The organism is Geodermatophilus sp. TF02-6 (genome assembly GCF_003319115.1).
Lineage (GTDB): Bacteria > Actinomycetota > Actinomycetes > Mycobacteriales > Geodermatophilaceae > Geodermatophilus.
Genome location: NZ_QOHF01000001.1, coordinates 373,893 through 388,450, shown reverse-complemented (window position 1 = coordinate 388,450; position 14,558 = coordinate 373,893). Strand labels below are relative to the sequence as shown.

At 72.0% G+C, this 14,558-nt stretch carries 13 protein-coding genes; 6 read left to right on the top strand and 7 right to left on the bottom strand.

The genetic code is table 11. From position 1 onward, the window contains the following. Positions 1 to 100: 100 nt before the first annotated feature. Positions 101 to 1,174 (top strand): protein kinase, encoded by a 1,074-nt coding sequence (locus DQ238_RS01850; protein WP_370447494.1) that lies wholly within the window; start codon positions 101 to 103, stop codon positions 1,172 to 1,174. Continuing rightward, on the top strand, positions 1,167 to 2,000 hold the full coding sequence (locus tag DQ238_RS01845) for a GAF and ANTAR domain-containing protein (RefSeq protein ID WP_113779570.1): 834 nt from the start codon (positions 1,167 to 1,169) through the stop codon (positions 1,998 to 2,000). Before DQ238_RS01850 ends, DQ238_RS01845 begins: the two co-directional genes overlap by 8 nt. Here the strand turns inward: DQ238_RS01845 and DQ238_RS01840 are convergent. Continuing rightward, positions 1,985 to 2,845 carry a mechanosensitive ion channel family protein gene (locus DQ238_RS01840; RefSeq protein ID WP_113779569.1) on the bottom strand — a complete coding sequence of 287 codons (861 nt, stop codon included), beginning with the start codon at positions 2,843 to 2,845 and terminating at the stop codon, positions 1,985 to 1,987. The genes DQ238_RS01845 and DQ238_RS01840 overlap by 16 nt on opposite strands. 13 nt (positions 2,846 to 2,858) lie before the next feature. Further along, on the bottom strand, positions 2,859 to 3,503 hold the full coding sequence (locus DQ238_RS01835; protein ID WP_113779568.1) for an NADPH-dependent F420 reductase: 645 nt from the start codon (positions 3,501 to 3,503) through the stop codon (positions 2,859 to 2,861). A gap of 432 nt (positions 3,504 to 3,935) precedes the next feature. Between DQ238_RS01835 and DQ238_RS01830 the strand changes: the two genes are divergently transcribed. Beyond that, positions 3,936 to 5,327 carry a sugar porter family MFS transporter gene (locus DQ238_RS01830; RefSeq protein ID WP_113779567.1) on the top strand — a complete coding sequence of 464 codons (1,392 nt, stop codon included), beginning with the start codon at positions 3,936 to 3,938 and terminating at the stop codon, positions 5,325 to 5,327. A 91-nt stretch (positions 5,328 to 5,418) separates the two neighbouring features. Beyond that, positions 5,419 to 6,819, top strand: a complete 1,401-nt coding sequence (locus DQ238_RS01825; protein ID WP_233495623.1) for a glucose-6-phosphate dehydrogenase — start codon at positions 5,419 to 5,421, stop codon at positions 6,817 to 6,819. A 286-nt stretch (positions 6,820 to 7,105) separates the two neighbouring features. Here the strand turns inward: DQ238_RS01825 and DQ238_RS22650 are convergent, their stop codons facing one another. Next, on the bottom strand, positions 7,106 to 7,729 hold the full coding sequence (locus tag DQ238_RS22650) for an ANTAR domain-containing protein (protein ID WP_158550687.1): 624 nt from the start codon (positions 7,727 to 7,729) through the stop codon (positions 7,106 to 7,108). Positions 7,730 to 8,110: 381 nt separating this feature from the next. Here DQ238_RS22650 and DQ238_RS01815 point away from each other — a divergent pair, with 381 nt between their 5' ends. Further along, complete coding sequence (locus DQ238_RS01815; protein ID WP_113779564.1) at positions 8,111 to 8,650, top strand: helix-turn-helix domain-containing protein; 540 nt, start codon at positions 8,111 to 8,113, stop codon at positions 8,648 to 8,650. Positions 8,651 to 8,800: 150 nt separating this feature from the next. Next, positions 8,801 to 9,703 carry a universal stress protein gene (locus DQ238_RS01810; RefSeq protein ID WP_113779563.1) on the top strand — a complete coding sequence of 301 codons (903 nt, stop codon included), beginning with the start codon at positions 8,801 to 8,803 and terminating at the stop codon, positions 9,701 to 9,703. A 21-nt stretch (positions 9,704 to 9,724) separates the two neighbouring features. Here DQ238_RS01810 and DQ238_RS01805 read toward each other — a convergent pair whose 3' ends face one another. The 4 genes from DQ238_RS01805 to DQ238_RS01790 form a co-directional block, all read right to left on the bottom strand. Then, positions 9,725 to 10,141: a hypothetical protein gene (locus DQ238_RS01805; RefSeq protein ID WP_113779562.1), complete on the bottom strand. Its 417-nt coding sequence runs from the start codon at positions 10,139 to 10,141 to the stop codon at positions 9,725 to 9,727. A 644-nt stretch (positions 10,142 to 10,785) separates the two neighbouring features. Next, entirely contained in the window at positions 10,786 to 11,697 is a 912-nt protein-coding gene (locus tag DQ238_RS01800; protein WP_113779561.1) for a dioxygenase, read from the bottom strand. A gap of 25 nt (positions 11,698 to 11,722) precedes the next feature. Further along, positions 11,723 to 12,823 (bottom strand): maleylacetate reductase, encoded by a 1,101-nt coding sequence (locus DQ238_RS01795; protein WP_113779560.1) that lies wholly within the window; start codon positions 12,821 to 12,823, stop codon positions 11,723 to 11,725. Positions 12,824 to 12,884: 61 nt separating this feature from the next. Continuing rightward, positions 12,885 to 14,528, bottom strand: a complete 1,644-nt coding sequence (locus tag DQ238_RS01790; protein WP_113779559.1) for a bifunctional 3-(3-hydroxy-phenyl)propionate/3-hydroxycinnamic acid hydroxylase — start codon at positions 14,526 to 14,528, stop codon at positions 12,885 to 12,887. Positions 14,529 to 14,558: the final 30 nt, after the last annotated feature.

The following is a 14,558-nucleotide window of genomic DNA, read 5'->3' as shown; positions in this document are numbered from 1 at the left end:
ACTGGAAGGTAATTTCGCCCATGTCGGACGACCGATGGCCGAATGATGCCGCCAGTGTCTCGACGGTGGTCGGGACGAGCCCATCCGCACCTGCCCCTGCGTGTGGCAGGAGCGGGACCGGTCCAGCACCGCGACGACGCCGGTCGCCCCGGCCGTCGAGCACCGGGTGGGCATAGTGGCGGTCCCCTGCCCTCCGGGAGCCCCGCGCCAGCACGTTCCCGACCCGAGCACGGACACCCACCTCGGGACGTGCCTGCGCGCGGTGGGCGGGGCACGTGCTGTTCCCGACCGGGACGTCCGGTCGCGACTGGTCGGTGGCCGCTATCAGCTCGACGAGCTGATAGGGCGCGGCGGGACAGCCGAGGTCTACCTCGCCCGCGACGCGCTCTCGGCGCGGACGGTTGCCGTCAAACTGCCGCGTCCCGACCGGACCAGCAACCCCGGCCTCGTCGGACGCTGTCGACGGGAGGCGCAGTCCGCCGCCCGGCTCGACCACCCCAACATCGTTCCCGTGCTGGGCACGGGGCAGGACGAGGTCAGCGACTCCCGCGGGAACGTGGTCCACCGGCCCTACATCGTCCTGGAGTGGGTCAGCGGATCCACGCTGCGGGAGGTGCTCGCTGATCGGCAGGTCCTGCGACCGGACGAGGCGATGCGCACCACCGCCGAGGTGCTGGCCGCGTTGCAGCACAGCCACGAACGCGGCGTCGTCCACGGTGATGTCACCGCGGCCAATGTCATGGTGAGCGCCGGAGGCGTGGTCAAGGTGCTGGACTTCGACAACAGTCACGTGCTCACCGACGCAGATGTGACCCACACGCTGTCGACCAGGGGCACACCCGCGTACTCGGCTCCCGAGCAGGTCCAGGGGATGGCCGTCGACGCCCGCACCGATGTGTACTCCACCGGCTGCCTGCTCTACGAGCTGCTCACCGGGTCACCCCCCTTCAGCGGTGAGTCTGCCGCGGCCCTGGCCCGTCAGCACGTACACGCCACGCCTCATCCGCCGTCGCTCTTCTGCTCTGGTGTCGCACGGGAGATGGACGCCCTGGTCCTCCGTGCACTGGCCAAGGAGCCGGAGGCGCGTCATCAGACCGCTGAGCAGTTCCGGCACGACCTGCTGGCGGTCGGTCCACGCCACGACCGCAGGAAGGTCGAGCCGAGAGATGGCTGACGTCCGCCCTGCACCAGCGGGTGCGACCTGGGACATCGCCGTAGAGGGGGATCCCCTGGGCGCAGCTCTGCTGGCGCTGTCACGGTTGGAGATCGACAGCCTGGAGTTCGAGGACGTCCTGCTCCACCTGGCGCAGCTGGCAGGTCGGGCTGTGCCCGGTGCGGACGGCGCCGGTCTCCGCCTGCTCGACCTCAGCCGGCCCTCGAGCGTGGTGGGGACCACCGCGGTGGCCTGCAAGGTCAATGCGATCGAGAGCCGGCTCGGTGAGGGCCCGTGCACGACCGCCCTCGTCGAGGCACGGACGATCCGGTGCAACGCGCTGAGCTCGGAGCGCAGCTGGCTCCCGTTCCGGCGGCGGGTCCGTCACCTGGGCATCGAGAGCGTGATGTCGCTGCCGCTCCGGCTCTCGAACCGGGTCCTCGGCTCGATCGGCGTGTACGCCGGCCGACGAGATGCCTTCGACGAGCACGCCGCACGCGTGGGAGAGCTGTTCACGACGTCGGCCGCGGTCACGGTGCACAACGCCCAGGTGCTGGCTGCGGCGCAGCGCCTGGGGGTGCCGCCGCGGACGCCGGAGACGGACGGACCCGTCGTCGAGCGGGCGTTGGGCGTCATCATCAGCCGCACGGGCGACAGCCCCGTCGAGGCCTTCGAGCGGCTGCTCCTGGTCAGCCACCGGACGCACCGGAGGGTGAGCGCCGTCGCATCGCAGGTGGTGCACGAGGCAGAACGCGCCGCCCGGGCTCGACGGGCCGGACGGCCGACGATCTCACCGGCCCATCAGCACGTGGACCCCGGACGGCGGACGGGTCAGCCGTCCGTCTGAGCAGCCTCGACCAACGTGATCGGCCCGTAGTCGGTCGGCATCTCGATGTCGTGTCGCAGCAGCGTGCCGACGACGGCCGGGATGAGCGCATCGAGGGCGTCCACCTCGTCCAGGGCGGTGGAGCCGACCCAGACGCTCACGGTGAGACCGATGCTGTTGGGGTTGATGGCGCTGACGCGGACCGACGGTGGCGGGTCGTCGAGCGCCTGGGGGAGTTCCCGGACCGCGTCCAGGAGAACCCGGCGGGCGAGGTCGAAGTCGGTCTCGTAGGCGACCCCGACCTCGACCTGGAGCATGCGCTTCTCGTAGCCGGTCTGCACGCGCACCACCGACCCGTGGACCTTGCTGTTCGGGATCACGACCTGGGTGCCGGTGAAGGTGCGAACGACCGTCTCGCGCAGGTTGATGATCCGGATGGTGCCCTTGACGCCACCGACCTCGACCTGGTCGCCCTCACGGAAGGGCTCGCGGACGACCATCATGATCCCGCTGAAGATGTCGCCGAGGATGCTCTGGGCAGCGATGCCGATGATGAGCGAGGTCAGGCCGAGCCCCGAGAGGACGCCGGCGAAGTTGACGCTGGGAAAGGCGACCACGAGCGCGATCGACCACCCCAGTGCCGTGGCCGCCCATCGGAAGATCGTCGAGAAGATCGTGGCGAAGCTGCGGCCCCGGCCCCGCGCCCGCATGATCTTCTCCGAGAGGTAGCCGACCAGCCTGCCGAGCAGGTACGCCGCAACGGCGACCCCGAGCCCGATGAGCAGGTCCGTGCCGTCCAGCTGGGGCGTCGGTATCTCCGGGATCTCCGCCGCGGACAGCCACTGGGGGAGCAGAGCAGGAGCCATCACGAGGTCCTCGTCACGGTGTCAGGATCTTCAGCGCCGTGTCCCAGTTGAACGCCGGGGACGCCGGATCGGCCTGCAGGGTCATCACCACGAACTGGAACCCCTCCAGGTGGCGTGTCCGGCGCAGCGGACCCACGTCGATGGGGCGCAGGCCCGCCGCGGAGGCGAAGCCGGAGACCTTCTCCTTGGCCTGGTCGGATTCTCCGGCGATGAAGACGTCCAACGGCTGGCCGGCCACCTCCCCGGTCCGCACGGGGGCCGCGAACGTCGTGTTGAAGGCCTTGACGACGTGGACGCCGTCGTCGGCGAGGCCGGCGATGGTCTCGGCAGCAGAGGTGCCGGGGGCGACGACCAACGAGTCGAACGTGTCGAAGTCGACCGGGTTGGTGATGTCGACGACCGTCTTCCCGGACAACGCGGCGCCGTAGTCGGCCACGATCTCCTCGGCCGCCTCGAAGGGAACCGCGAGGACGACGATGTCTCCCGTAGGTTCGTCCCCGACAGTGCCGGGATCGGCGTCCACGTCGAGCGTGCCGGCCAGCTGCCGCGCCGTGTCGACGTCTCGGTCGAGGAGCGGGAGGCTGTGCCCCGCAGCAACGCCACGCGCTGCGATCCCTGCACCCACGTTGCCGGTGCCGACGATCGTGATGTCACTCATGGGGTTCCTCTTCCGAGGCCGCCTCGTCATCTGATCGAACCGCTGACGCTACGGCGCCCACCGTCGCTCGTCAGCCACCGGTGTCCAGCGGCCGTGGTCCTCGACCCGGCACGGCCACAGGGGACGATTCCCGAGCACGTCGAGCTGCCGACCCCCCGCCGGTGGATCCGGTGGATCCGAAGATCTCGTCAATCCTGACGATGACACCGCCCGGGGTCGCCACCAGCCTCGAGAAGTGGAATCGTGCGGTCCGCACTGACGTCGTCGCACTGTCCGCCGGTCATCTCGGTGCGCGGGATGCCCTGCACACGGCACCCCGACACACGGCACCGTGACCCCGCGCACGATCCACGACGAGTCTCCCTCGCACCCGCCGAGCGACGCTGTCCGGTCCGGCGATCCACGTCCTGCTCCCACCTCCACGGAGGACCGATGGACGTCTCCACCGAGGGCCTGAAGAAGGCACGCCGAGCCGGGTTGTTCGTCAACCTGGGCACGTTCCTGATCGGTTACACGACCGGGGTCATCGCCGGTGCCCTGCTCTACATCGGCCCCGACTTCGGACTCGACGAGCTGCAGTCGAGCCTGGTGACGACCGTCCTCCTGCTCGGGGCGATGGTGGGGGCGCTGGGGTCGGGACGCGTCGCCGACCGCCGGGGACGGAAGGCCACCCTGCTCCTGGCCGCGATCCTGTTCACGGTGGGCCTCGCGCTCGCGGCGGTGGCGCCAGGCTTCTGGGTGCTGCTGCTGGGACGGGCGGTGATGGGGCTCGGCGTCGGCACCGCGTCAGCTCTGGTGCCGACCTACCTCACCGAGCTCTCGCCGACGCAGATCCGCGGGCGGATGCTGGCGCTCAACCAGCTCATGCAGAACGTCGGGATGCTCGTCGCCTACCTCGTGAACCTCACCTTCTCGAGTTCGGGGAACTGGCGCGCGATGTTCTGGGTGGGCGCGATCCCGGCGGTCGTGCTCGCGCTCGGCGCACTGAAGCTGCCCGAGTCGCCGTCATGGCTGGTCGCCCAGGGACGGGTCGACGACGCCCGGTCGACGCTCGGCGAGGTCACCGGGACCGAGGGCGCCGACCGCGTGGTCCAGCGCTACCGGCGCGAGGCAGCCGACGACGCCGACCGCAGTACGCAGGATGAGGAGTCCGAACAGCAGGGCTGGCAGGCTCTGCGGGCGCCTCGCGTCCGCGCGGCGGTCGTCGTCGGTCTGGGCCTGGCGGCCCTGCAGCAGTTGGTCGGGATCAACACCGTCCTGTACTACGCGCCGACGATCATGGCGCAGACCGGCTTGACCGCGTCGAACTCGATCCTCTACTCGGTCGTGATCGGCGTCGTCAACCTGCTGATGTCGTTCCTGTCCCTGCGGTTGATCGACCGCGTCGGGCGCCGGCCGCTGCTGATCACGTCCCTGGTCGGCATGGGCGTCTCCGTCGCCCTGCTGGGGCTGGCCTTCGTCGCCGATCTCAGCCCGCTGCTGAAGCTCATCGGCATGGTGCTGTACGTGATGTCCTTCGCGGTCGGGATGGGTCCGGTGTTCTGGGCACTGCTCCCGGAGATCTTTCCCTCCGCCTACCGCGCGCAGGGCACGAGCGCGGGTTCGGCGACGAACTGGCTGTCGAACTTCGCGGTGTCCACGGCGTTCCTGCCGCTGGCCGGGGCGATCGGGACGGGGCCGGTGTTCCTGGTCTTCGCAGTCGTGTGCCTGTTCGCCCTGGGGTTCGTGGGGAAGTACGTCCCCGAGACCAAGGACCGGAACTTCGCGCAGATCGACGCGGATCTCCGGTCGCGCTGGTCGGGCCAGCAGGTACAGGCCGCCTGAGCGGGGGGCGGCCCGCGACCCCCCTCGGGTCGGACACGCCTCACCGCTCCGGCGGGCAATCCACCCACAGAACGCAACGGGAGGCACCACGGTGTCGGAACCACGCGAACAGACCCTGCTGATCCTGGGCGCCACCGGCGACCTGAGCCAGCGGCTGCTGCTGCCGGGCCTGGGCGCTCTCCTGGCCACCGGCCGCGTCGTCGGCCTCTCGCTCTTGGGTGCGGCCGCCCCCGAGTGGGACGACGAGCGCTGGCGCCAGCGGGTCACCGAGTCCTTCCGATCGGCCGGTGCCACGGGCGAGGAGGTCGACGCGGTGGCGCAGAACGCGCGCTACCGGCAGGTCGACGCGACCTCCCCGAGCGACCTCCGCGAGCTGCTGGAGGCCAGCAAGGGAGGTCTGGTGGTGTACTTCGCACTGCCGCCGGCGATCACGGTGCAGGCCTGTGAAGCGCTGACCGAGATCGGCGGGGTGCCGGAAGGCACCCGGCTGGTCATGGAGAAGCCGTTCGGTACCGATGCCGCCAGCGCCGAGGCGCTCAACGGCCTGCTGGCGAGCTTGGTACCCGAGCAACAGGTGCACCGGGTCGACCACTTCCTCGGCCTCTCCACGGTGCTCAACATCGTGGGCCTCCGCTTCGCCAACCGCATGGTCGAACCGGTGCTCAACGCCGGACACGTCGAGAGCGTGGACATCATCTGGGACGAGGACCTCGCCCTGGAGGGCCGGGCCGGCTACTTCGACGCCACTGGCGCCCTCACGGACATGTTCCAGAGCCACCTGCTCCAGGTCCTGTCGCTGGTGGCGATGGAGCCGCCCAGCAGCATCGACGCGAGGGACTTCCGCGACGCCAAGGCCCAGGTCCTGCGCGCGACGCGGGTCTGGGACGACGACCCGGTCACCTCCAGCCGCCGCGCTCGGTACACCGCCGGCCGGATCGACGGGCGACAGGTGCCCGCCTACCTCGACGAGGAGGGCATCCCGCCCGACAGCACCACCGAGACGCTGGCCGAGGTGCGGTTTGCCGTCGACACCTGGCGGTGGGCGGGCGTGCCGTTCCGGCTGCGGTCGGGCAAGGCGCTGGGCGAGCCGCGCAAGGAGATCGTCGTTACCTTCAAGCCACCACCGCGGCTTCCCGCCGGCCTCACCGGCAACGACCGGCCGGACCGGCTGCGCATCGGCATCGGCTTCGGCGCCGACCGGCTGCACCTGGACCTCACCCTCAACGGCCCCGGGAACCCGAAGGTGCTCGACCCCGTCACGCTGGAAGCCCGGTTCGGCGCCGGCGACCTGCCCGAGTACGGCCAGGTGCTCGAAGGCATCCTCGACGGCGACCCCACGCTGTCGGTCCGCGGCGACACCGCCGTCGAGTGCTGGCGCATCATCGAGCCGGTCCTGGACGCCTGGCGCGCGGGCACGCCGCCGCTGCAGGAGTACCCGGCCGGCAGCCACGGACCTGCCGACTGGCCGCTGCCTGGGCAGCTGGAGAGCTGACCCATCGCTGGTGGACCTCCCAGGTGGTCGACCGGGCTCCCTCGAACGGGAGGAGACGCCCGTGCCCGGGCAACTGCCGGGCTCCACCGGTCCGGCCGAACCCACCTCGCACCGATCGGGAGGGCGCACGATGATCACCGAGCAGCAGATCGTCCGCTTCCTGAGCTCCGATGGCCGGCCGGCGGGCTCAACGACTGGACCCGCAGCCGGCTACCCCGATCGTGTGCGTGGACGGTCACCGTGACCGACGGTGTCGCCAGGGGCGCCAGCACCTGCAGCGGAGCGGTCACGGCAGGAGCGTCCCGCCATTGATCCGGCCCGGCGTCTCCCCGGTCTCGGTGACGACTGCGGCGACGTCGCGCAGCTTGCGTTGGGTGTCCTGCGAAGCCTTGACGAGGATGCCGAAGGCGGCGTCCTCGGTGATCCGAAAGCGCTCCATCAGCACTCCCTTGGCCTGCCCGATCAGGTCGCGGCTGGCCACCGCGGCCGTCAACCACCTGACCTGCCGGGAGGCACGAACCGCCACGGCGGCATGGGCGGCGGCCAGTCGCACGAAGGGTGCGCTGGAGTGGGCCCTCCACGGGACGTGCGTCGGGCCGTAGACCGTCAGGGCGCCGAGCGGTCGGACATCGCCGCGCAGAGCAACGGTCGTGACCGATCCGGCACCCTCCTCCCGTGCCGCCGACGCGACCCGAGGCCAGCGAGGGTCAGCGGCGAGGTCGGCGCTGTCGACGGTCGCGCCCGCGGCGGCGTCGACCACCGGCCCCTGGCGGATACGGCACTGCAGCAGATCGAGGCGCTCCGCTCGGCTGTCACTCGCCGCCCCTGGCCGCAGCCTCCGGCCGGGCCCCACCAGGCTCACCGACGCCCAAGCGCCTTCGGGCAGAGCAGAGACGACGGTGTCGACCACGGCGGCTACCGTCGCTGCAGGATCCGACTGCAGGGGCCAGGTGCACGCCATCTCGGCCAACCAGACCGAGCAGTCGGCGCCGTCTCCCGAGCAGTGCGGCACCGGTCGAGTGGTTGGATCCACCACGTACCTCCGCGATCGCGACGTGCTCCTCCACGGGCACGTCGGTTCCCTGCCACGGCAGCACCCGCGAGGAGCGGCGGGCCGCCCGAGGCCAGCCTGATGACGGGATCCTGGGCAGGTCATCGTCAATGTTGACGAACCGGTCGGTCCCGTATCGCCATCCACCGGTGTGTCCTGGCGTCCGGCCGAGCCAGGAGTGGGGGGAGGCCATGTCCCCAGCATGCCCATGTTCTGCATAATGCTCGATGGCATTCTGTTGTGAAGAACGCTTCGCCGTACGCCATCAGGAGTGTCGACTCCGCGCTGCGGCTGGCGGCGGCGCTCCAGGTCGAGGGTCCGCTCAGCGTGAGCGAGGCAGCCGACCGTCTCGGGGTGGCCCGCTCGACGGCGCACTGGCTGCTGGCGATGCTGGTCTACCGCGACTTCGCCGAGCAGTTGCCCGACCGCAGGTACGCAGCAGGGCCGGTGCTGCGGAGCGAGTTCCCGCAGGCGCCGGTGACCCGGCTGCGGGAGGTCGCCCTGCCCCACCTGCGGCGCGTGGTCGACGCGGTGGGGGAGACGGCCGGAGTCGTCGCGGTGGTGTGCGCGCCGTTCGTGCGGCGCGCAGCTTGTCGGCCGGCCGGTCGCCGACGCCTGAGCCGTCGCCCATGGCACGGGGTCGGTCGGAGCAGCACTCCTTGCTGGTCTTCTCTCCCCTCGAGCGGGCCGGCGCGCCCACCGCGAACGCCCCCGGTGGACGCGCCGCTGCGGCCGACCCCCAGCCGCTTCCTGCGGGAGCAGGTGAACGAGCCGGGATGACCGGCAGGCCGGCTCGGCCGGCTCGCGGCGCCCGACCCGATCGATCGCGCATCCGGGTGCAGACGGGCATCGGGAGGGTAGGCCCGTGCTCACGGTCAAGGGCCACATCCCGGCCGGTCACCGGGGCGCCGCCCCGAGAGGGGAAGGCCGATGACGCAGCAGGGGCACGGGATCGGTGAGGTCGTGGTCGGCGTCGACGGGTCCGACGAGGCCCGCCGGGCGCTGGCGTGGGCCCTGGGTGAGGCCCGACTGCGCGGGGTGGCGGTACGGATGCTCACCGTGTGGGAGGGACGGCAGCCGCCGGGCGACCGGGACGGCCGTACCGTTGTGGAGTTCGAAGAGGACGTCGCGGCCCGCATGCGCGCCGACGCTGTCGGGGCGGCCCAGGTCACGGGGACCACGGCGGTCCCGGTCGTTCCCGAGGTGCGGTACGGCCACCCCGCGAGATCCTTGATCGAGGCGGCCGGCTCCGACGGCCTGCTGGTGGTGGGCTCCCGCGGGATGGGTGGCCTGCGCGGCCGGCTGATGGGCTCGGTCAGCCAGCAGTGCGCCCAGTACGCGGACTGTCCGGTCGTCGTCGCGCGCGGCGAGTGGGTGGGGGAGAGGACTGCCTCGCTCCGACGGGTCGTGGTGGGGGTCGACGGCTCGGACGACTCGGTCAGCGCGGCGCGGTTCGCCGCGGCCGAGGCACGGCTGCGCGGCGCGGAGCTGCACGTCGTCCACGGCTGGATCGACACCGTGTCCGGTTACGGAGGGCCGCTGTGGGAGGTGCCGGACGCCACGCTGCGGGAGGAGGCCGAAGCGGCCCTGCAGCAGAGCCTGCAGGCGGCCGGACTGGACCGGCCAGGCGACGTCCGGGTGCGGGCGGAGGCGATCGAGGGGGTCGACCGGGACGTCCTGCTCGACGTCGCCGAGGGAGCCGACCTGCTCGTCGTGGGTTCGCGCGGCCGGTCCGGGTGGGCGGGACTGCTGCTGGGCTCGGTCGGACTGCACTGCGTCACCGCCGCCCCGTGCCCGGTCGCGGTGCTGCGGCCATCGCACAGCGAGGGCTGAGGCGAGCGGCTCGAGGGGTCGTCAGATCCAGCGCTTCTCGGTCGTGAAGCGCCCGAAGTAGACGAGGTTGTGCCCGCCGGCCGCCCGCAGCGACTCGGCCACCCGCTCCTTACGGTCCTCTCCGCGCACGGGGACGTACACGACGTGCCCGCCGCCCCGGAGCGCCTGGTCGTGCAGGTCGAGCGTGTCGTTCTCCGAGGAGGTCCACTGCAACACCCGCAGCAGCCGGCCGCGCAGCCCGTGCCCGGTCCCGCGGCGGTCGAGCAGAGCCGCTCCCTCCACCCCGCTGAGGACGTGCACGCCGGAGAGGTCCACGCCGATCCCGCGTAGCCGGGCGAGCGCGTCGTCCGTCGCGGCCTGGTCGTCGAAGACCGCCACGAGCTGCTGCGCGGGGTAGCGGTAGAACCCGGGTTCGTTCCGGAGCGGTTGATCGTCCACTCGACGTTCGCCTCCCTCGCATCGGCCTCGCGCCGATGCCTCCCTGACGGCAGTGTGACCGATGCTTCCCTGACGGCAGTGTGACCGACTCCGTCCCAGCCGAGGGATCATCCGGCCGGTCAGTCGCTGGGCTGCTTCCCGATCGGCTCGACCGTCCTGTGGGTCGGAGAGGCGCTCCTGCCGGTCCTGCGGCTGCGGGGGCATGCTCGCGCTGACCGGCGGTCAGCCCGGCGTCGTACGGGGACGGCCCGGCGCCCGGCGCCGGGGCGACCGGTCCGGACCGACCCGCCGGCCAGCCCGACGACGGCCGCGTCGAGCGATGGGGCGACGGCGCCTGGTGACCAGCGAGGCTGCCCGAGGCAGCCGACCGCGCCGAGGACCCGCACCGAACCCCGGTGCCGCTGGTCCGCCCCTGCGTGGCGGGCGACCTGCGCGCACTCTGGCGCCGGCAGTCGCCGCACTGTCCGTCGTCGCCAGATCGGGGTGGGCCATGACCTCCGAGTCCGCCGTCTCATCGGTCCTCGCTGGATCGGCGAACTCCAGGCCGTGGCGGGAAGAGTCGTACCGGGCGTCCACGAACACCTCGAACGGCAGCTCCTGCCTGTCCGGGTCCACCGTGCCGCGCCAGCCTCCAGGCCGGGGGGTCAGGCTCGTGGAGCGAGGACGATGTCGAAGCGGGTGCGTGCCCAGGGCCGACCGCCGAGGTCGCGCCCGTCGGGGGTGGGGGTGTCGGGGGCCTGGTCCTCGAACCGCTCGACGAGGGAGTCCTTGACCCCGAAGACGGAGTCGCCGATCTCCAGCTGGGGATCGCCCTCGACGAAGATGTGGGTCACCAGGGTGCGGTAGCCCGGTGCGGTGACCATGAAGTGCAGGTGGGAGGCGCGCACGGGGGAGCGGCCGACGGCGGCGAGCATCCGGCCCACCGGCCCGTCGGAGGGGATGGGGTAGGGCGTGGGGGTGAGGCCCCAGAAGCGGTAGCCGCCGTCCTCGTCGGCGTAGAGGTGGGCGCGGCCGGCGACGCGGCCGTCGGCGTACTGGACGTCGTAGAAGCCGTCCTCGTCGGCCTCCCACACCTCGATCCGGGCTCCGGACACCGGGTTGCCGTCGGTGTCGGTGACGGTGCCCTCGACCCAGCAGGGCGTGCCGGGGGCCTCACCGGCGATGTCCCCGCCGCGGGGGATCTCGGGGGCGTCCGCGATGAAGAACGGCCCGAAGACGGTGGCCTCGGTGGCGTTCTCGTAGGCCTCGTTGTTGACCGCGATCGTCTGCATCGAGGCACCCAGGACGTCGGAGAACAGGATGAACTCCTGACGCTCGTCGTCGCTGATGTGACCGGCGTCGGTGAGGAAGGCGATCGCGGTGTTCCACTCGGCCTCGGTCAGCCGCACGTCGCGGATGAAGGCGTGCAGGTGCCGGGTCAGCGACTGCATCACCTGCCGCAGCCTCGGGTCCGGGCAGCCGGCGAAGCTGGCGACGACGCGGTCGACGAGGTCCTGCTCCCGGGCGGCCTGCTCGAGGGCCGCGCTCGTGGTGGTGGGGGTGGCGGTGTCGGTCATGGGGGGCTCCTGTTCGCAGCAGGGTTCAGCGGGCAGCGGGGACCGGCGGAGCGCCGGTCAGGGCGTCGGTCAGCAGGGCGGTGACGTCGGCCTCGGTGACCGGCACGGGATTGGCGGCCGGGGCGGCCTTCAGCACCCGCGCCGCCGCCTCGGGGATGTCGGCCTCGGCGAACCCGAGGTCGGCCAGCCGGGAAGGGGCGGACAGGGTCTCGTACAGCCGGCCCAGCGCGGCCACCGCCGCCGCGGCCGGCTCCTCCGCATCGGCGGCGGGTCGGCCCAGGGCAGCAGCCAGCCGGCCGGCCAACTCGGGGACGGCGGGCGCGTTCAGTGCCAGCACGTGGGGCAGCACGGTGGCGTGGGTCGACGCGTGCGGTAGGTCGAACGTGCCGCCCAGGACGTGGCAGATCTTGTGGTGCAGCCCTGAGCCGGCGGAGGCGAAGGCCACCGCGGCCAGGTAGCAGCCGTACAGCGCCTGCTCCCGCCCGGCCAGACCGGTCGGATCGGCGGCGACGACCGGCAGGGCCAGCGCCAGGGCGCGGGCCCCCTCCAGGGCCAGGGCCTGGTTGATCGGGTCGGCCTTCGGGGCCCACAGGGAGTCCACGCAGTGGGCCAGGCCGTTGAGCCCGGACGCCACCGACAGGCCCACCGGCAGGGAGACGGTCAGGGTCGCGTCGTAGATGACCGTGGCCGGCAGCACGCGGTCGTCGACGCCGGTGGTCTTGGTCCGGGCCTCGGTCAGGCCCCACACGTTGGTGGCCTCCGAGCCGGCGTAGGTGGTCGGCACCGCCACGATCGGGATGCCGGTGGTGAGGGCGACCGCCTTGGCCAGCCCGGTGGTCGATCCGCCGCCCAGGCACACCAGCAGGTCGACGTCGTGCGCGGCGGCGGCCGCTCGGGCGGCCTCGGCGGTCTCCACGGGCACGTGCTGGACGACGTCGTCGAACCACACCGCGATGTCGGTGTCCCGGCAGACCCGATCGGCCAGGTGCCGCTCGGACTCGGAGGCGATCGCCATCACCCGCGTGGCCTCCAGCCGCTGCACTTCTGCGGCGAGGTTCGCGGCGGCCTTGCCGGCCCCGAACAGCACCCGCTGGCTCGACGTCGTGTGTTCGAAGGTCATGGTCATGGGCTTGCTCCCTTCGGTCGAGGGACGGCAGCGCCGTTCGGCGTCGTCCGGTTCCGCGCCATCACACCGCCGCTGTCGGCATCCTGAGCGACAGGGACTCCACGATCCGGTCGAAGGCCCGGCGCATCTGCTCGCCGGTGGCCGCCGTCGCCGCGACGTAGAAGTCCGGGCGCACCAGCAGGTGCGTGACGTCGTGTGCGCGCATCCAGGCGGTGTAGACCCCTTCGACGTCGATCACGTCGGCTCCGCTGCCGGCCGCGCCGACGGTGACTGATGTTCCGTCGATCTCGGCGAACAGCGCCTGCTGCTCGGCCGACAGGGGCTGCTCGTGCCCGGGGGCGGAGATCAGCGTCCAGCCGCGCCCGACGACCTCGTCGAAGCGGCCGGCGGCCCCGCGGTGGGCCACGCGGCTCTGGACCGACGGCTTGCCCGCGTGCTCGTCCCCCTCGACCCAGGCGCCGGGGCCGAGGACGGCCTCGTGCGGCGAGATGGGGCCACGGGCCTTGTGCTCCTGGTGCTCGGCGATCAGGCGCCGGTCGCGCTCGGCGGCTTCCGCCTCGTCGGTGACGCAGATGACCTTGCCGATGCCGACCGAGAAGTCGATGTACCACTTGACGTGCGGCTTGCGCTCGCTGCAGTAGCCGTCCAGGACGCTCGGGTCGGCCAGCCCCCGCAGGGCGAGATCCAGCCGCCAGCACAGGTTGTTCGCATCCCGGAGCCCCGCGCACATCCCCTCGCCCGCGAAGGGGGGCATGAGGTGCGCGGCGTCCCCGGCCAGCGCGACCCGGCCGACGCGCCACTGCTCGAGGTGCTTGGCCTGGAAGCGCCACACCACCGCGCGCTCCAGGACGGCGTTGTCGGGGGTCACGTCGAAGGGCCGCAGCAGCTCCCACACCTTCTCGGGCCGGCCGAGCTCCTCGCGGGACTCTCCTGGCAGTGCCATGAACTCCCACCGCCGACGATCGGGGTCGCCGGGGTTCCTGCCCGGCCCGCCGGGCACGACCGTGGTGGGACGGGCGGGGTCGCAGACCTGGTAGTGCGGCGGGTCGTAGACCAGCGGCAGCTCGGGCTGCAGGTCGACGACCAGCCAGTCGTAGTAGAACTCCTGGTCGGCCGGCTCCAGGCCCAGCCGCTGCCGGGTCGTGCTGTTCGCGCCGTCGGAGCCGATGAGGAACCGCGCGGTCACCGAGCCCGCCTGCCCGTCCTCCTTCGGCACGGCCAGGATGCCCTGCACGACCGTCTCGCGGTAGGAGACCCGGACCAGGTCGGTGCTCTGCTCGAAGTCCTGGACCTCGAAGCCGGGCATCAGCGTGACGTTGGGCAGCGACGCCGCGACCTCGCGCAGCCGCGCCTCGAGCGCCGGCTGGCTGAACCAGTAGCGATTGCGCCACCCGTCGTGCGCCGTGTTCTTCCAGTCGATCTCCATCAGGGTCTCACCGGCGGCGTTCTGCCAGCGGTAGACGGAGTCGTAGTGGGCGATCGCCGGGTCCGCGTCGGCGTCGATGCCGATCACGTTGAGGATGCGGGCGATCTCGTGGTCGAAGGTCACCGCCCGCGGGAGGGGATAGGGCGTCGGCCAGCGGTCGAAGCCGATCACGCGGTAGCCCTTCCGGCCGAGCAGGATCGCGGAGAACAGGCCGACCGGGCCGAGCCCGGAGACGGCGACGTCGTAGTCCGTGGCGGTCGGGGTGTCCTGGAGGCTCATCGTGAAGCTCCCTTCGGGGTGGTCTGCACC